Source organism: Thermoleptolyngbya sp. PKUAC-SCTB121 (genome assembly GCF_016919485.1).
Taxonomy (GTDB): domain Bacteria; phylum Cyanobacteriota; class Cyanobacteriia; order Elainellales; family Elainellaceae; genus Thermoleptolyngbya; species Thermoleptolyngbya sichuanensis.
This window is the reverse complement of the sequence record NZ_CP070366.1, coordinates 908,416-925,925: the sequence shown is the minus strand read 5'-3', so window position 1 is coordinate 925,925 and position 17,510 is coordinate 908,416. Positions and strand designations below refer to the sequence as shown.

Here is a 17,510-nt window from a genome sequence, read left to right as displayed (position 1 = left end):
TTTTCTGAGTCTTGGACGATTTCTCGCGGGCTGCGCCCATGAGAAATCGTCCAACTGCGTAAGTCCTATCACTTTTGAACGATAACAGGGAATTTTCTGGGGATCACCAGAAGTTTCCGTTTTTGCAACGTCCAGCAATATCGATTGTTAAGAAATTGCTCTAGCGGAATCGTCGGATGAGGGTTGAAAGTAGCCAATACAGGATGGAAATGTTTGTAACAAAACTTCCCAGCCTGACGGCTATATCTGCTAAGTTGAAAATAGGAAGCGGGGGCGATCGCCAATCTAAGTAGATCGCAATGTCGCCGTATAAAATTTGCTCGACCGTGTTGCTGATCCCCCCAGCTAGCAGTAGTCCTAATCCCACTTGCAGGGGCAGAATCATCTCTTTTCTAAATCTGCTAAATAGCAGCGTTACGACAGCAATGATTCCCATTGAAATCAGTCGTAGCCAGAGTGTCCAGGAAGTCAAGTTTGAATCAAAAAATGAGAAAGCAGCACCAGGATTTTTCAGATAAGTGAGATGGAAAACTCCTGGTATGAGCGGCAGGGTTTTGGATAGAAGCTGCTCCTCAAAAGCCTTGCGTATGAGGACTTGAATTAAAAATCCCAACACGCCGCCAGCCAGCCCAATGATCCAGGCCCAGCGATTTCTAGCCCTAGTTTCTGTCATGAAAGTTTTTGCCCGCAGTATCCGCTATGGTCAATTGATACATCGGTTTTAGTTCATGGTTTTGATACATGGTTTTGATACATAAGTTTTGATGCATGGTTTTAATACATGAGTTTCGAGGTTTCGGGTTGACACACTGATTTTAGTTTTCATGCTGCCCAGTCTTTTTGTTAGATCCAGATTGTTAGATCCAGACGAGTTTGGGGTTTGAAATTTCTGGCTGGCGATAGATTTTTTTTCCCTGCTTTAGAGCCAATTTGTAAAGGAGCCTGAAAGCCTTGTTAATCAAGGATTTCCGAGAAACCGCTTTTCCTGGGCAAACATGACCTCAAAGCCACACATGTCAAGAGTTTCAGGCTTCTTAAGATTTGCTTCATAAATTAGCTCTTAGGCGTAAATTTCGGTGGGAGCAATTGCCTCGATTTAACTCAAGATTTCGATTTAGTGAACTTAAGATTTTGATTTGGAACTGCCTATGACTCGCACTCTAGAAAAGTCGCAAGCTCAATCTTGGCACGCGCAACCCGCCGACCTCGTAGCGCGATCGCTCGACGTTGATCCCCGGCTTGGCCTATCTGCTGATGAGGTGGCCCGGCGGCGAGAACGGTATGGGCCCAACGAACTCAAGGCAGCGCCGGGGAAGAGTCCACTGGTGCGGTTTTTGCTGCAATTTCATCAGCCATTGCTCTACATTTTGCTGATTGCAGGGACGGTCAAGGCGTTTTTGGGATCGTGGGTAAATGCCTGGGTGATCTGGGGTGTGACGCTGATTAACGCCATCATCGGCTACGTGCAGGAGGCGAAGGCAGAAAGCGCGATCGCTGCGCTGGCGGCGACCGTGCAAACCGAGGCGACGGTGGTGCGCGATGGGCAGACGGTGCAGGTGTCGTCGGCGGAACTGGTGCCGGGGGACGTGGTAAAGCTGGTGTCGGGCGACAAGGTTCCGGCAGATTTGCGGCTGGTGACGGCGCGAAATTTGCAGATTAGCGAGTCGGCGCTGACGGGCGAGTCGGTGGCGGTAGAGAAGTGCATTGACCTGATGGCGGAAGATGCGCCGCTGGCGGATCGGCGGAACATGGCCTATGCGGGCAGCTTTGTGACTTCTGGACGCGGGCGCGGCGTTGTGGTGGCGATCGCCAACGACACCGAAACCGGGCGCATTTCCCAACTCATGCAGCGGCAGACTAACTTATCTACGCCGCTCACCCGGAAGTTTGAAAAATTCAGCAAAACGCTGCTTTATTTTATCCTGGCGGTGGCAGCGCTGACTTTTGTGGTGGGGCTGGGCTATGGAAATCCCTGGCCAGATATGTTTGAGGCGGCGGTGGCGCTGGCGGTGAGCGCGATTCCCGAAGGGCTGCCTGCGGTGGTAACGATTACGCTGGCGATCGGCGTGTCGCGGATGGCTCGTCGCCATGCGATTATCCGCAAGCTGCCTGCGGTGGAGGCCTTGGGCAGCGCCACCGTCATCTGTTCGGACAAGACGGGCACGCTGACGGAAAACCAGATGACTGTGCAGGAAATCTACGCGGGCGGGGCGGCGTTTTTTGTGACGGGGACAGGCTACAGTCCAGTGGGCGCAATTCAGCCCGTGGAGTCTGGTCAGCCAATGAATCCGGCGCTGACAGAGTGCCTGAAGGCGGGGCTGCTGTGCAATGAGTCTTATCTGGAGCAGGATGATGGCCAGTGGCAGGTGATTGGCGATCCGACGGAGGGGGCGCTGATTGTGTCGGCGCAAAAGGCGGGCTTTGAGATGGCAACCCTCAAGGCAGAATTGCCCCGCATCGACTTCATTCCGTTTGAGTCGGAACATCAGTATATGGCGACGCTGCATTCGACGGGTGAAGGCGATCGCGACAGCGGTGCGAAGCAATATCGCCTGGTGTATGCGAAGGGATCGGTGGAGGCAATTCTCTCTCGCTGCGATCGCGCTTTGTCTGCCAGTGGGACACTCCAGCCGCTGGATGTGGCTGCTATTCAGCGCCAGGTCGAGTCTATGACTGAGGCGGGAATGCGGGTGCTGGCCTTTGCCACAACATCTCTGGCGCAAGACACGCTTGACCCGCCGGATATTGACACTGGCCTGACGTTTCTGGGCTTGCAAGGGATGATCGATCCGCCGCGCCAGGAGGCCGTGCGAGCAGTGCGGGCCTGCCAGTCTGCGGGTATTCAGGTGAAGATGATCACGGGCGACCACATTGGCACGGCAACGGCGATCGCCCGCCAGATTGGGCTACAGCGGGATGGACAGGTGCAGGCCTTTACGGGGCAAGCCCTGGCGGAGATGGACGATCGGCAGCTTGCCAATGCGGTGGAAGACGGCTCGGTGTTTGCCCGCGTTGCGCCAGAGCAAAAGCTGCGGCTGGTGGAAGCATTGCAGGCTAAGGGCAACGTGGTGGCGATGACGGGCGACGGCGTGAACGATGCCCCGGCGCTGCGGCAGGCGGATATTGGTACGGCAATGGGGCGGGCAGGGACAGAAGTGGCGAAGGAAGCCGCCGACATGATCCTGACGGATGACAACTTTGCCTCCATCGAGGCGGCGGTGGAGGAAGGGCGGACGGTCTATCGGAACCTGCTGAAGGCGATCGCCTTCTTGCTGCCTGTGAATGGGGGCGAGTCGATGTCGATTTTGATCAGCGTGCTGCTGAATCGGGCGCTGCCGATTTTATCGCTGCAAGTGCTGTGGATGAATATGATCAACTCCATCGCCATGACCGTGCCCCTGTCCTTTGAACCCAAGTCGGAGCGGGTGATGCAGCGTCCGCCGCGCAACCCCCGCGAGCCACTGCTCAACCGCAAGCTGCTGATGCGCGTTTTACTCGTGTCGCTGTTCAACTGGATTGTGATTTTTGGCGTGTTTGAGTGGATTCATCAGACTACGGATAACATTGCGCTGGCGCGGACGATGGCGATCCAGGCGCTAGTAGCGGGTCGGATTTTTTACCTGCTGAGCATCAGCGAATTGGGGCTGGGACTGGTGGATAAGCTGCGCGGTCGGGTGCAGCAGATTCCGCCCGCTCCGGCCGTGTTGGCGGGCATTGCCGGGGCGATCGCCCTGCAAGTTCTCTTCAGCCAGTGGAGCGTGATGAATCGCCTGTTTGCCACTGCGCCGCTAAGCCCAGAGCAGTGGGGCATTTGTCTGCTGATTGGGGTGCCGATGATTGGCGTGGCGGCGATCGCCAATCGGCTGCATCCGCCGGAGTAGGGAACCTTGTGGAGTTTGGAGTTTGGATTGGCGATTTTGGATTGCCCGCCGGAAGTCTAATCAAAAACCTGAGCAAAAACCTAATCAAAAGGGCGATCGCGCTTCCATGCGGAAATGGCGATCGCCCTTTCGTTTGTATCCTTTGCCCGTTTGCAGCCAGGGTGCTACTGCTTCACCTCGATCCGTCGCCAGTCTCCGGAGCCGTCTGCGTGTTCCACATAGCCGTTGATCACCACATCACCCGTGCTGTATACGTTGACGCTGCGGATCTCCAGCGTTTCCCGCTGCCCAGTACAGGCATTGATCAGTTGAATCTGAAACCGTAGCTCACCATTGGTGTCCATTTGCTGACGAATGTTCATCAGCGAATCCATTGTCTGATCCACAAACTGGAAGTTGCACCGGAGGCTATCGTCTCTTCCTTCCAAAGCAAAAGCGGAACTGCTCACCAAAATCGAAACCACCGGGGCAAGGGCCAGCGCAGCAATGTGAAACATTTTCATAGGTGAATGCAAGAGGAGTGTATGAGGTATTTGAGCGGAACCGTTACACCTGCAAAATACCTATGTAACTCATCCGGTTTCCGACACTATCTCACCAGTTCATAGTGTCTTTACAGGGCGATCGCGCTTCATGTTCAGGAAATGGCGATCGCCCTGTCGCTTAAGTTGCAGTCTGCTGCTGCTTCATCTCAAGCCGTCGCTAGTCTGCCGAGCCGTCTGCCTGTTCCGCCTCCACATTGCTAACAATCACTCCATCACCCGCGCTGGACACTCTGATGCTGTGGATCTCCAGCGCTTCCCGCTGTCCGGTGCAGGCATTGACCCGTCAACTTGGCGAGTGATTCCAAAAGTTCATAAAATTCATCAATTTTGAGCCGGCGTGACTGTGGATGCATGAGGAAGCCACCTGGGGTGGTAGATTTACAGGCAATGGTTTTTTACTATGCTGGCAGGATTGAGTATGGATAGGGCGTTCTTCTCAGGTAGATCTGTCTCAGAGGTGTAGGTAAACAAATGGACGAAGGGCTGGCGTTGAGTCGAGAGAGTCATGCATGAGACAGGCAATGGCAACCGTCCGAAGCGTGGGCAGGGCAAATGGTTTTTTACTATGCTGGCAGGATTGAGTATGGATAGGGCGTTCTTCTCAGGTAGATCTGTCTCAGAGGTGTAGGTAAACAAATGGACGAAGGGCTGGCGTTGAGTCGAGAGAGTCATGCATGAGACAGGCAATGGCAACCGTCCGAAGCGTGGGCAGGGCAATGGTTGAAGGGAGCGCTACGGGAATGGTGCTGTGGGCCGCCGCCGGACTCGTGCTGGTGTTTCCAGGGCAGCACCGGGCGATCGCCCAGGCAATTCCCGACGGGGCCACTCCACCTGGGGTGTTGCCGCCAGAGGTTGAATCGCGCCCTTTCCCCATCGAGCAGCCGCGAGACACGCCGCCGCTGCCCGTCGAAGTGCCTGCTGAGCCGTCGCCGCCCGTGCTAGACCCCAGTTTGGGAGGGCCAGCTTCAGATCCGGCAGTGCCGCTGGTGCGCTTTCGGGTGAATGAAATTATCGTGACGGGGAACTCTATCCTGCACGACGAGATTGCCGAAGCCGTTCAGTGTTGCGTGAATCGAGACGTGACGTTTGAAGAACTAATCGGGTTACGCAGCGCCATCACGCAGCTATACGTGGAGCGGGGCTACATCACGTCGGGCGCGTTCCTGCCGAATAACCAAGACGTTCGCAGCGGCGTGGTCGAAATTCGAGTTGTGGAAGGAGAACTAGAAGACACTATTCAAATTACGGGCTTGCAGCGTCTGAATCCGAGCTACGTGCGATCGCGCCTTCGCTTAGCCGGAAAAAAACCATTAAACCAGCGGGATCTGGAGCGGGCCCTGCAACTGCTGCAAATTGATCCACAGATTGAATCGGTGGATGCAGAACTGACGGCGGGCAGCGTTCCCGGCCGCAGCCTGCTGGCGGTAAATTTGCAGGAAGCGTCACCGTTTTCTGCAAATATCGGCGCAGACAACTATCAGTCTTCTAGCATTGGCTCGGCGCAGTTCAGCGTCTCTGCCAGCTACAGCAATCTGCTGAGCGCGGGCGATCGCCTCTTCGCCAGCTACGGCCGCACCGACGGGCTAAACCTTTACAACATCGGCGTTAGCCTTCCGGTCAATCCCCGCGACGGCACGATTACCCTCAGCTACAACACCAACGATAGCCGCATTATCGAAGATGCGTTTGAGGATTTTGACATCCGCAGCGAGGCCGAAACCTGGTCGCTCCAGTTTCGCCAGCCCCTCTCGCGCAGCGTGAATCAGGAATTTGCCGTTGGCGTGGGGCTAGATCTGCGCCGCAGCCAGACGTTCATTTTGGGCGATCGCCCCTTCAGCTTTTCGCGCGGCGCAGAAAACGGCGAATCCAGGGTGACGGCGCTGCGGTTTTTTCAGGACTGGGTAGAGCGCGATCGCCTTAGCGTGTTAGCCGCCCGGTCAGAGTTTAGCTTTGGGCTGGATGCCTTTGGCGCAACGGTCAACGACAGCGGCACAGACGGATTGTTTGTCAAATGGCTGGGGCAGTTTCAATGGGTGCGGCGCTTTTCGGGGCGATCGCTCTTTCTGGCACGGCTCAATGCCCAACTCACGCCCGACTCGCTGCTGTCGATTGAGCGGATTGGGCTGGGCGGCTTCGACACGGTGCGCGGCTATGCCCAAAACCAAATTGTGGCCGACAACGCCATCTGGGGGTCTCTCGAAGCCCGCTTTCCGCTGCTGCGAAACTCCAACCGCCTGACGCTAATTTCATTTTTGGACGCGGGCCATGCGTGGAACATCGACCTCGATAATCCAGAAGACGACTTTCTGCTGGGCATTGGCGCAGGGTTGCGCTGGGAGGCGTTGCCCAATCTGGTGGTGGGGCTAGACTATGGGCTGCCGCTGATCGAGGCGCAGTCTCAGGGCGACTCGCTGCAAGATAACGGATTCTACCTGTCGGTGCGCTACTTCCCGTTTTAGCTCGTCGCGCCAGGAGATCGCGAATATGGCGACCTACGAAGTGCATTACGAGGTGCATTACTACGCGGTGCATTACTTAGTGTCTGCCGCAGTTAGTTTGTGCCGCAGAGAAAGGAAGACGAGATCAGGGAATTCTGAGCCATGATCTGTGTCATGTCTGTGTCAGGGCAGTACCCAGCTTTATAACGAATACTTTCATGAACCCAGCAGCCAGCTTGCCAAGCTCCATGCCAAGCTTGATGCGCTGGTGCTCAAGGCTTACGGCTTTGCCCAAGACGACGACCTGCTAGAGCGGCTGCTGCTGCTGAATCTGGAGCTTGCTGCCAAAGAGCAGCGCGGCGAGGCGGTGGTGGGGCCGTGGGCACCGGAATAGGAAGGGGAAGATAGAGGGCGATCGCCCTTTACCTTCATTACCTTTAGAGTGATGTCATACTGAATAGAATCTTGGCGTGTGGCTTGAGTCGATGAAAGCGCCCTACAGCAGGTTCTACATCTCTCCAGAAGATTATTTGGCGGGCGAGCGAGTCAGCCCGATTAAGCATGAGTATCGGCAGGGGCATGTATATGCAATGGTGGGGGCGAAAAAGTCCCACGTTATTTTGGCGAGTAACCTGACCACGCTGCTGAATGTTTATTTGCAAGATTCGCCTTGCCTGGTGATGTCGTCGGATATGAAGGTGCGGCTAGAGGCGGCCGATTGCTACTACTATCCTGATGTCGTCGTCACTTGCGACGAGCGCGACCTGTCCACGACCGAAGATTTCATCCGCTTTCCCACGCTGGTTATCGAGATTCTGTCAGACTCCACGGCTGCGTTTGACCGGGGCGACAAGTTTGCCGATTATCAGACCGTGCCAACCCTGCGCGAGTACGTGCTAGTGAATCAGGCTGAAATGGCGCTGGAATGCTATCGGCTGACGGCAGAGGGCTGGGTTGGGCAGCGCTACGGCGTGGGTGACACGGTGCGCTTTGAGAGTGTGGGGCTGGAGTGTGCGATCGCCACCCTCTACCAAAAAGTGCCTGGAACTGCCGCAGGATGAGTGAGGGGCGATCGCCAGCGAGAGAATCCAGCAGGGTTTGAGTATAGTAAACTAGCACTAGTGCAGCACTCTAAACTGATTAAAAATTAGAGTAATGCTTTCCAAAATTACTCTGTTAGTTGCATTTATGTTTAGCGTAGATAAAACTGCTTTTTCTGTTGTGTCTCTGTTTGACGATTCCGATGAGACGCAATATTGGCGCTCAAAAACACCCCATGAGCGGCTGCAAGCAATAGAGCAGATGCGACAGGTTATCTATGGCTACAAGCCTTCTACCGTCAGATTTCAAAGATTTTTTGAGATTGCTGAATTCAAAACAAGTTGAGTATTTACTAATCGGTGGCTATGCGGTTGGATATTATGGCTATGCCCGTGCAACCGCCGACATAGACATCTGGATTGCAATCAATCCAGGAAACGCTCAAAAAGTAGTGGATGCAATTCGAGAGTTTGGATTCAATGTAGAGGGGCTAACCTCAGAGCTATTTTTACAACCCAACAAAATCGCTCGTATGGGGGTTCCTCCATTTAGAATCGAAGTTCTGACTACCATTTCTGGGGTGTCTTTTGAAGAATGCTACGCAGAGAAGACAGTTGATGTACTGGATGGTGTTGAGGTGAAGATTATTAGCCTGAAAGATCTAAAGCGCAATAAGCAAGCTAGCGGCAGGCTGAAGGATCTCAATGACTTAGAAAATCTGGAATAGAGCAAAATCACTATTCAGGCAACTCTGCCACGGGCTAATCCTCCACGGCATCAAGGGAGGCCACAAAGCCGATCGGGAAAGACGGCTCCGCAAGCTGGGTGGCGTAGGCTGCCGTGAGAAACGGGCGATAGTCCTCATTTCCGGCAACGTGGGTCTGGAAAAATGCCAGCGTCAGGGCGTGGTGATAGCGCTCGGAGATGGCTTTGATGTCTTCCCAGGAGGGGCGAGTCGTGGGGCGGTCTGACCCAGAATCTCCGCCAGCCGTGCGGCCGGCGATTTCGTAGCTGATGCGGGCGTGGGGCAGTCCTTTGGTCAGCACGAAATAGCGCTCTGCCTGGGGCGCGGAGGGGGTAAGCTGCTGAAACGAGGGAACCTGTTCTTTGAGCATGGGCGTTAGCAAGTCTTCGTCGGACGCTTCCCACAGCAGAGGCACGTTAATTTGCGAGAGACCCGTTCCAAACAGGCTCTTGCCAAAGGGCAAAAAGGCATAGACCGCCTTGATGCGAGGGTCGCGCAGGTTGGGCGGCGGCGGGGCTTCGAGCGCCTGACACTGATACAGCAGCGAAATATTGAGAATGAACGAATCGGACTGGCAGGCTGGCTCCAGCGACGAAAGCTGTATCTCTGCGCCCGCCAGGGAAAAGGCGGTCGTGCCGCCAAAGGAATAGCCAAACGCCCCCACCCGCTCCAGGTCGATGCGTTGGAACTGTCCCTGCTGCGGCATTTCAGCCAGCGCGTCTAGCAAGAAGGAGATATCCAGCGGGCGATTGGCAAACTCGGCGGGGTCGAAGTTTTCTCGGTGCAGCCCGTCGTAAAAATCCTGGAGGCGATCGCGATCGCTCCCTGGATGGTCGGGAATGGCCACCGCAAAGCCGTGCGATGCCAGATGGCTGGCCAGCCGCGTAAAGCGATCGCGCCGTGCGCCCAGCCCGTTCGACACGACGATCAGCGGGGCGGGCCTATCCACCGCTGGCAGATAGAGGTCTACCACAAGGGGGCGATCGCGCTGAGCATCTACCAGCCGCAGCGTTTGGGATTGGAACGCGACAGAACCAGGCTGGCGCGGGTCGATGGGCGGCAGGGTTCGCAGCACGTCGGCTTCAGTCTGGGCGATCGCCTGCGTCGCGTCAATCACCTGATTGGTCACAACTGCCGTCCGTTGCAGCAGCGCCCCCAGTCGCCGCTGAAAGGCGAGGGCCTGCCGCAGGTCGATCTGCATATCTACGGGCAAATTCCGCAGAAAGCTCAGCACGCTGAAGCCGTCTGGATCGGCCGCCGCCAAAATGCCCGCACTCCGCAGGCTGCCCGCGCCGTTGCGCCCAGATGCCGTCCGCAGTAGCCCCCCTACCTCTTGCAGCAGCCGCTCTCCCGACCGGGTATAGCTAAACTGCGACACCATCATCAAGTCCACGTCGTAGGTGGCGTTGAGGGTGTTTTGAAGCTGCGATCGCTGATGGGGCGCAAGCCGCTTGAGATAGAACCTGAGGCGGGGGTCGTCGCCTGTTTTGCCAAAGTTCTCAATTGCCTGCACCGGAACATTAAGGCGGAGCGGGCCATAGCGCAGATAAATCTGGGTTGCAGCCCAGCCAGGAAGCGTCGTTCCCAATATCGCCAACGCGCTCAGCAGCGCCAGAGCCGTGTAGCGACGAACTCCTCTCATCCGATGCCAGTGTGCCAAATCGACTGATTGCCAAATCGACACTTCATTCTAGTCGCGATGTGGATCGGGTGTCAGGTGCCAGTCCGGTACAAAGTCAAAATCCACCAAGACTTGAAGCGTTGCGGGATGGGGTTCGGGGTCGGCTTCGCTCCACAGATCTACCGCAGCGCCCTCCAGCAGCAGATGCACTTCGGGCACAGCGGTTTCGATTTGCTGCATTACATGCTCGGTCAGTTGCGCCAAGGGCGTGGGCTGTTGTAGCGACAGCGGCGGCAGGGCCGCCTCGGGCTGGGCCTCGAACGCTAGGTCGCCCGCTTGTAGCACCACGTCCGCCGCCAGCGGAAACACCGTTGGTTCTGGCATTTGCCCTGTCGCTAGGTCAATGTACCAGTCCATTTCCGGTGTTTGCAGTTTCAGCGTCACCAGCAGCCGCAGCGTGCCTGCATCCCACGGTGCTTCCGGTTGCAGCATTCGCACCTTCACGCCGCCGAGGAGCTGCATCATCGCTGGGCTGCTGCGGCTGAGGCTCCACAGGAGGCGCGATCGCAGGCGATCGCCCGGCATCCGGTCTTGCCAGCGGTCGATCGGCGCAAACAGCGGCGAGTAAGTCTGTAAATCCAGCAGCAGGCAGGCATCCGCAACCAACCGCGGCACCACCTCTTCCGCAGGCAGCGGGAAGACGGCTTCGGACACCATGCGACAGCCGCTCAGATGCAGGGCTTGGTGGGCGAGTGCATAGTCTCTCAGGTGGGTGCAATAGCGCTGGAGCCAGGCCCCCGGCGTGAACTGGAGGGTGGTCGGTAGGGTTTCCTCATCGTTCGACGGCATCGCATCGTGCGGTTCCGAAGCCTCAGCAGCCCCAGCAGCCACAGCATTTGGCAACTCTGACGAGGCGGGCAGTCCACCGGGCACAAACTCTAGCTCTAGGTGCAGGCGCAGCGTTGCGGGCTGCCAGTCATATTCCGGCAGCAGCAGTTGAATCGGCAGACCCACCAAGAGCGGCGACAGGGCCGGCGTGACCAGTTCCACCTGCTGGGCGATCGCCGTCAGGATTTGCCCAGCCGTGAGCGTGCCGGAAACTGCTGTGCCGTCGAGTTCATAGACCTGGGCATCGAGCGACAGGGGCGATCGCCCTGGCTGATGCATCACCAGGTCATGGCGCTGGCTGCCGTCCTCAGTGTGTAGCTCTAGCACCGCCGCCAGCCGCAGCCGCCCCCGCTGGCGCACTGCCCCCGCCGGAGCCACCGTCGCAGACACACTTTCCAATAGCCGCATCACCTCTACCGCGCTGCGGGCCAGCCCCCACAGCAGCCGGGGGGTGAGGCTGTCGAGCGTGCAGTAGGGGGGCCACAGGGGGGCCGGTTTGGGCGAGTCGGCCGCCTCGGAGGGAAACGTGCGGTCGCTTGTCTCGGCGGCCAGCGCTTCCGACGTTTCTAGCGCTTCTAACAGGTCACAGGCTTCGTCGGCTACATAGGGGGCGATCGCCTCTGGGGTCGGCAGCGTGTTTGCATCCCAGCCGTTTTCGGGCGATCGCACCTCGTCTATCAGCGCCATCAGCGTTTGCAGGGCCCGCACCACCTGCCCCGATGCCACCCGATCGGCAGCGTCGGGCATTGGCAACTGCAAAATGGCCGCCGTTAGCAGGTGGGGCGAGGCCGGCGCAGAGTTTGGAGGTGCGGCAGTAAAAGACACCATGAGCGGATCGGGGGATGGGGTGAGGTTGGGCGCCTGTTCTCAGAATGCCCAGGGCGATCGCAGCACTAGAGATGACCGTGTGAATTTTTACAGCGTGAATTTTTGCAGCGTGAATTTTTGCAGCGTTGCATATCCCGTAGTACATCCCATAGCCCAGGCAATTGCCATCGTTTCGCGGGTGTCCCCAGCGTTCGACTATTCCGGTTCCATCACCTCCACCACGCCCGTCTCTCCGTCCAGCCGCACCCGCTGGCCCGATCGAAGCCGCTGCGTGGCGCTGGCCAGGTTCATCACGGCGGGAACCTGATATTCGCGGGCGACGATCGCCCCGTGGGAGAGCCGCCCTCCAACTTCGGCAATCAGCCCGCCCACCTGCGCCAGCAGCGGGGCCCAGCCTGCATCAGTGTAGGGCACAACGAGGATATAGGAGCGGTCGAGGGGCGGCGCGTCCTGGGGCGATCGCACCACCACGACTGTCCCCACCGCCACGCCAGGGCTGGCCCCGATGCCGATCAGTCTGCTGAGGGCGGGCTGTTCTGGCTGGGCCACCGGGCGCGGCGGCTCGTGTCCGTAGGCCAGCAGGGGAATCATCGTCTGCTGGGAATCTTCCTCGAAGCGCGATCGCCGCTCCTGTACCCGCCGTTTTACCAAACCCCAATCGGCATCCTGTTCTGTCACCACCGCCCGAATTTCCGAAATTTCCAAGAAAAAAATATCACCAGCCGCGTTCAGCAAGCCGTCAGCCAGCCAGCGCTGCTCCAGCGCCACAATGCTCCAGCGCAGGTCTGCCAGCAGGCGATTGTAAACCTCAGCCACGCGCCCCTTGAGGTCGAGCCGCTGCTGGACGGTTCGCACCTTGCCAGCAGGCGGTCTAGACTGCGGCGCAGCGGGTACGGTCGCAAACTGGTCAAGCTGGGCAAATTGGGCAAGCTGGCGCTGCACAGCCTGGGGAGCCTCGCGCCAGGTCGGAACGGCGATATCTGTCCCTACTTCGCTGAGGTAGCCATAGCGGTCGAGGAACTGGTCAAACTGGTGGAGAATGTCCCGTCCCGCCGGGGTTTCCCCAAGCTGCATCAACAGCACGTCGGGGTCAGCAGGGGGTGCGGGCAGGTGCGATCGCACTTGTTGGGCCAGGGTTTGGAGCGATCGCACGGCCGCCACCTCCGGCATCACGCTGTTATCGAGCGCCGCTTCATCCACCCGGACCAGGGCGCGTCGGGCGGCAAATCCCAGCGGCGCAAGGATATTGAAATAGGTGGCGGGGCGCAGCAGTTCCAAAATCTGGTCGATGCGATCGAGCAGATCGGCGGTGGCCAGCGAGTCGGCGGGCCGGGCGGCCAGGTTGGCCAGCGCCGGGGCAAACTGCTGGCGATCGCGCTGGGTAAACTCCTTCAGCAGTCGTCGTTCGCGCTGCACCAGCCGCAGCAGTCCAGGCAGATTTTGCAGCGTAGACCCCAGCGGCGGCTTGCTGAACTTTGCGCCCCTGGTGAGAAATTCCAGGCTCTCGGCGGGTAGCCCCATCCGCCGAAAAATATCGCCCAGCAGGGTCGCATTAAAGTATGCAGCAGAGTGGTGCAGCGTCGCCGTTTCCTCAAAGTCCAGCCCCTGAGCGCGGTTCCCCAGCACAATGGTAAAAATTTCGCCCCACACGCCGCAGGTCAGGGGTCGGTTAATCGACCAGGTGAGCGGCCGGATAAAGCCAGGAATCACCTCGGCGGCAATCTTGCGCGTCCAGATGGGCACCAGCGTCGTAATCGGCCGCGCCTGCAAGATCCACACCTGCTGCCCGTCATAGCTCCATTCCACATCCTGCGGAACGCCGTGAAACTGGGCTTCGATCTGCCGCGTCAGCAGCGCCACCCGCCGGATCACCGCCAGCGGCACATCGCCCGTTCCTTCTATCGGGAAGGCTTCAGGGTCGGGGGTGTCCTCTGGCGATTCCGGCAGCCACACACGGTAGGATTCCGGCGTGACCCGACCCGACACCACCTGATCCGCCCGCCCCGGCAGCGCCTCGATTACCAGCGCCTCGCCCTGCCGCTGGATCGGGTCGCGGCTAAAGGCCACCCCGGAAAACGCCCCCGCCACCTGCCGCTGCACCAGCACCGCCATGCCCCCCTCGGCGCTGCCCTGGCGCTGGCGATATTGCACCGCCCTGGGCAGGTTGTAGGACTCCTGACAGCGCAGAATCGCCTGCTCTAGCGCGGGCGGACTGGTGATCTCCAGAAACGACTCGTATTGCCCCGCCGCCGAAGCCGTGTCCGAATCTTCACCAATGGCAGAAGAACGCACCACCAAGGGCGCATCGGCGCTGGGTGAGAGGGCAGTCAGCAACGGCGCGGGGTCGTCTCCCGGTGGCAGCACCCACCCATCGGGCACAGCATAGCCCAGGCGCTTGAGGGTGGCCAGGGTGGCGGCTTTGGAGCCGACTTTTGCCGGTGAGAGAGCCTGATCCAGGGACAGTAAGGCGCGATCGCCCCGAAAAAACTGAAACACGCGCTTCGATTCCTCCTGAGCTTCCTCTGCCGATAGATCCAGATCGTCGGGAATTTTTTGGTAAATCCACGCCAGCAGCAGGCTGAGCAATGCGGTAATGGCGACCCGCTTGCCGCTGTAGGGATGCAGCAGCGCCACCAGGATCGGCATCAAAACGAGGACGCTGAGCTTGCCAAGCGTGCGATCGCGCAACACAGTAAACCCAATGCCGCCGATCAGCGCCACCAGCCCCGCCGCCACCGGGTCATGCAGCAAAAAGCCCCACACCACGTTCGTCGTGCCCGCGCCGCGCCCGCCCCAATAGCGCCCCATCACCAGCGCCATCAGCGCCACCACCTCCCACAGCGACTCCGCCGGAAAAAACTGCCGCGCCAGCAGCACCGCCGCAATTCCCTTCGCCGCCTCCGACAGCACCGCCAGAATGCCCGCCGCCCGCCCGCCGTGATAAAACGCTGCCGACACGCTAACGTTGCCCGTGCCCAGCTTCGACAGGCGCTTCCCCGTCAGCCCCCGCACGATCCACTCAATCAGCGGCAGCGCCCCCAGCACAGGGCACAGCACAAAGATTAGAAATACGCCCCAAACTTGCATCAGCGACATCAGGCACCTTACCCAAAACGGCTCCAGTTCCGGCTCCGGTTCCGGTTCCCCCCTTACCAAGGGGGGCTAGGGGGGATCTTCGATCGTCCGAATTCCGAGCCGATCCCCCTAAATCCCCCTTGAGCAAGGGGGACTTCCGGCTTTCCCCCCCTTGATAAGGGGGGCTAGGGGGGATCTCCGATCACTTCTGTACCCGAGCCGATCCCCCTAAATCCCCCTTGAGCAAGGGGGACTTCCGGCTTTCCCCCCCTTGATAAGGGGGGCTAGGGGGGATCTCCGATCACTTCTGTACCCGAGCCGATCCCCCTAAATCCCCCTTAAGCAAGGGGGACTTCCGGCTTTCCCCCCTTGATAAGGGGGGCTAGGGGGGATCTCCGATCGCTTCTGTACCCGAACCGATCCCCCTACATCCCCCTTGAGCAAGGGGGACTTCCGGACGGCGGCGATACCAGAACCTAAAATCCCAGAGTCCCGCATTCACCGGCCATAATAGAGCTAAATTTCAGAGCTAAATTTCTCTTGCCCTCCTCATGACTGGATTTGAAGCGCCGCTCGTGGCTGGACTTTCCACATTCCTGCTGGACACCCTAGAGGATACCGCTAGGGAAGAATCGGGCGGCAGCCTCGCAAAGTGGCTGAACAAAGACATCGGCAAAGCAGCCCAGCAGGTCATTTACAACGCTACGAACTTACCCAACAGCGTGAGAAGGAGGCGGCTGCGCTGCGCGAAAGAACGCATAGAGCGCGACCATCTGCACCAGATGATAGAGGTCATTGGGCATGAGCCAGGGCCGCAGGGCAAGCTGCACCACCTGCACCCCGGCTGCGGCAAACGACAGACCCACCCCGCCCAATAGCCATCCTGCAGCGACCCGCTGCGCTGGGCCGACCAGAACCGCCCCCGACCCCACCAGCCCCAATATCAGCCCCACTACCAGACCCGCCACCAGCAGCATGGACAGCAGATAGTCGGCGATCGCCCCCCAAAAGGATTCCGCCTGCCATGCCCACAGCCCATACACCGTCAGCTTGCCCAGCGCCAACTGGCGCACCTTGCCCAATTTGCCCCCCGGCCCCCAATCCGCACTCACGCCAGCCACCAGCCCATAACTGGCAACCCCCAGCGCCAGCAGCATGGCTCGCCACAGGCCCAATGCCCAACCCGGCGACAACGCGGCGCTCCATCCGTGCAGCGTGCCGCCCAGGGCCGCAGCCAGCGCCGTGCTGACAAAGGCCAGTATCCATCCCTTTGCAGGCTTGGGGGGTGCTGCCTGTTTCAGCAAGCAGACCGCAAAGATCAGGCATTCCAGGGCGATCGCATAGTCGGTCAGCGTGGTAATGGGTTCGCTCAGCGTCATCGCACGGGGCCTGCGGGCAGTGGGTTCAGCGGGCTGGGCTGGCCAGGGCAACGCGCAACTGTTCCAGGCGATCGCCCACCAGTCGGTAATATATCCAGTTGCCGCGCCGCTCTTTTTGCAACAGTCCCGCTTCGTACATCACCTTGAGGTGGTGGCTGATGGTCGGCTGCGACAGACCCAGCGGCTCGGTCAATTCGCAGACGCAAGCTTCCTGACCCGGCTGGGACGCGATCAGGCTGAGCAGTTGCAGGCGGGCCGGTTCGCCCAACACGCGAAACAGGGCAGCAAGCCGGGCCGCGTCTTCGGGCGGTAATGCGCCTGCCAGCAGCGGAGTGCAGCAGGTCGGCACGGCAGTTGGTGGAGCAGATTTAGGGAAATTCATATTTTCATATTGACACTCATCGATATAGAGTGCCAGTATATTGATGGGAGTCGATATTGATGGTTGTCAATATGAACGGCTGTCAATATCGATGACTGCCAAGATTGAGTGACTGATGCCAACTTCTACTCAGGAGAAACCCGATGTCTCGCGTACAACTGGCGCTGAATGTGAGCAACATTGATGAAGCCGTTGTGTTCTATAGCAAGCTGTTTGGCACCGAACCTGCCAAGCGGCGGCCCGGCTATGCCAACTTTGCGATCGCCCAGCCGCCGCTGAAGCTGGTGCTGATTGAAAATCCCAACGCGACGGAGCGGCTCAACCATCTGGGTGTGCAGGTGGAAACGTCGGAGGATGTGAAGATGGCGGGCGATCGCCTCGCGCAACTCGACCTGGCCACTGTGCCCGAACCGCAAACCAACTGTTGCTATGCGCTGCAAGATAAGGCTTGGGTTCACGACCCCGACGGCGCACCGTGGGAAATCTACACCGTCCTGGCAGATTCGCCCGTGCCGCCAACCGAAGGACTGCACCCCGTTCCAAGGGCGACTGCATCCCAAGACTGTGTCATGTGCAAGAGCTAGCCTCTAGCTTTTCCAGGGCTGGTTTCAGGGCTTTATAAGGCTTTATTCAGAAGCGTCTGCCAGAATCCAAGGCTGGGTAAGCGGCGAGCGGCAAATTTCTCGA

The 17,510-nt window shown here is 58.7% G+C and carries 12 protein-coding genes and 1 pseudogene; 6 read left to right on the top strand and 7 right to left on the bottom strand.

Annotation, left to right across the window (positions count from 1 at the left end; genetic code table 11):
- Positions 1-160 precede the first annotated feature (160 nt).
- On the bottom strand, positions 161-673 hold the full coding sequence (locus tag JTM80_RS03855) for a signal peptidase II (RefSeq protein ID WP_205370640.1): 513 nt from the start codon (positions 671-673) through the stop codon (positions 161-163).
- Positions 674-1,148: 475 nt separating this feature from the next.
- Between JTM80_RS03855 and JTM80_RS03850 the strand changes: the two genes are divergently transcribed.
- Positions 1,149-3,881, top strand: coding sequence for a cation-transporting P-type ATPase (locus JTM80_RS03850; RefSeq protein WP_205370638.1), 2,733 nt, complete (start codon positions 1,149-1,151; stop codon positions 3,879-3,881).
- Between the two features lie 164 nt (positions 3,882-4,045).
- On the opposite strand, the gene JTM80_RS03845 is transcribed toward JTM80_RS03850, so the two are convergent.
- Positions 4,046-4,384, bottom strand: a complete 339-nt coding sequence (locus tag JTM80_RS03845; protein WP_172356826.1) for a hypothetical protein — start codon at positions 4,382-4,384, stop codon at positions 4,046-4,048.
- Between the two features lie 728 nt (positions 4,385-5,112).
- Here JTM80_RS03845 and JTM80_RS03840 point away from each other — a divergent pair.
- The 4 genes and pseudogenes from JTM80_RS03840 (at position 5,113) to JTM80_RS03825 (ending at position 8,632) form a co-directional block, all read left to right on the top strand.
- A complete protein-coding gene (locus JTM80_RS03840; protein WP_205370637.1) occupies positions 5,113-6,885 on the top strand; it encodes a ShlB/FhaC/HecB family hemolysin secretion/activation protein in 1,773 nt (590 codons plus the stop codon).
- A gap of 166 nt (positions 6,886-7,051) precedes the next feature.
- Positions 7,052-7,258: pseudogene (locus tag JTM80_RS03835) on the top strand (hypothetical protein); the annotation flags it as partial.
- 91 nt (positions 7,259-7,349) lie between these two features.
- Positions 7,350-7,925: a Uma2 family endonuclease gene (locus tag JTM80_RS03830; protein ID WP_205370636.1), complete on the top strand. Its 576-nt coding sequence runs from the start codon at positions 7,350-7,352 to the stop codon at positions 7,923-7,925.
- A 257-nt stretch (positions 7,926-8,182) separates the two neighbouring features.
- On the top strand, positions 8,183-8,632 hold the full coding sequence (locus JTM80_RS03825) for a DUF6036 family nucleotidyltransferase (protein WP_172356820.1): 450 nt from the start codon (positions 8,183-8,185) through the stop codon (positions 8,630-8,632).
- Positions 8,633-8,666: 34 nt separating this feature from the next.
- Here JTM80_RS03825 and JTM80_RS03820 read toward each other — a convergent pair whose 3' ends face one another.
- The 5 genes from JTM80_RS03820 to JTM80_RS03800 form a co-directional block, all read right to left on the bottom strand.
- Positions 8,667-10,292, bottom strand: a complete 1,626-nt coding sequence (locus JTM80_RS03820) for an alpha/beta hydrolase (RefSeq protein WP_172356818.1) — start codon at positions 10,290-10,292, stop codon at positions 8,667-8,669.
- A 48-nt stretch (positions 10,293-10,340) separates the two neighbouring features.
- Positions 10,341-11,987, bottom strand: a complete 1,647-nt coding sequence (locus JTM80_RS03815) for a hypothetical protein (protein WP_205370635.1) — start codon at positions 11,985-11,987, stop codon at positions 10,341-10,343.
- Positions 11,988-12,182: 195 nt separating this feature from the next.
- Positions 12,183-15,083: a glycerol-3-phosphate acyltransferase gene (locus tag JTM80_RS03810; protein ID WP_205370634.1), complete on the bottom strand. Its 2,901-nt coding sequence runs from the start codon at positions 15,081-15,083 to the stop codon at positions 12,183-12,185.
- 689 nt (positions 15,084-15,772) lie between these two features.
- Positions 15,773-16,492: a DUF6962 family protein gene (locus JTM80_RS03805; protein ID WP_172356814.1), complete on the bottom strand. Its 720-nt coding sequence runs from the start codon at positions 16,490-16,492 to the stop codon at positions 15,773-15,775.
- Entirely contained in the window at positions 16,467-16,823 is a 357-nt protein-coding gene (locus JTM80_RS03800; protein WP_172356812.1) for a helix-turn-helix transcriptional regulator, read from the bottom strand. The genes JTM80_RS03805 and JTM80_RS03800 overlap by 26 nt, the downstream gene beginning before the upstream one ends.
- 143 nt (positions 16,824-16,966) lie before the next feature.
- Between JTM80_RS03800 and JTM80_RS03795 the strand changes: the two genes are divergently transcribed.
- A complete protein-coding gene (locus JTM80_RS03795; protein ID WP_172356810.1) occupies positions 16,967-17,407 on the top strand; it encodes an ArsI/CadI family heavy metal resistance metalloenzyme in 441 nt (146 codons plus the stop codon).
- Positions 17,408-17,510: the final 103 nt, after the last annotated feature.

Excerpts from the sequence above, each read along its gene's own strand:
- JTM80_RS03845 (WP_172356826.1), bottom strand. The coding sequence starts at position 4,384 with ATGAAAATGTTTCACATTGCTGCGCTGGCCCTTGCCCCGGTGGTTTCG.
- JTM80_RS03830 (WP_205370636.1), top strand. The coding sequence starts at position 7,350 with ATGAAAGCGCCCTACAGCAGGTTCTACATCTCTCCAGAAGATTATTTG.
- JTM80_RS03800 (WP_172356812.1), bottom strand. The coding sequence starts at position 16,823 with ATGAATTTCCCTAAATCTGCTCCACCAACTGCCGTGCCGACCTGCTGC.
- JTM80_RS03825 (WP_172356820.1), top strand. The coding sequence starts at position 8,183 with ATGGCTACAAGCCTTCTACCGTCAGATTTCAAAGATTTTTTGAGATTG.
- JTM80_RS03840 (WP_205370637.1), top strand. The coding sequence starts at position 5,113 with ATGGCAACCGTCCGAAGCGTGGGCAGGGCAATGGTTGAAGGGAGCGCT.
- JTM80_RS03810 (WP_205370634.1), bottom strand. The coding sequence starts at position 15,083 with ATGTCGCTGATGCAAGTTTGGGGCGTATTTCTAATCTTTGTGCTGTGC.
- JTM80_RS03855 (WP_205370640.1), bottom strand. The coding sequence starts at position 673 with ATGACAGAAACTAGGGCTAGAAATCGCTGGGCCTGGATCATTGGGCTG.
- JTM80_RS03795 (WP_172356810.1), top strand. The coding sequence starts at position 16,967 with ATGTCTCGCGTACAACTGGCGCTGAATGTGAGCAACATTGATGAAGCC.
- JTM80_RS03820 (WP_172356818.1), bottom strand. The coding sequence starts at position 10,292 with ATGAGAGGAGTTCGTCGCTACACGGCTCTGGCGCTGCTGAGCGCGTTG.
- JTM80_RS03815 (WP_205370635.1), bottom strand. The coding sequence starts at position 11,987 with ATGGTGTCTTTTACTGCCGCACCTCCAAACTCTGCGCCGGCCTCGCCC.
- JTM80_RS03850 (WP_205370638.1), top strand. The coding sequence starts at position 1,149 with ATGACTCGCACTCTAGAAAAGTCGCAAGCTCAATCTTGGCACGCGCAA.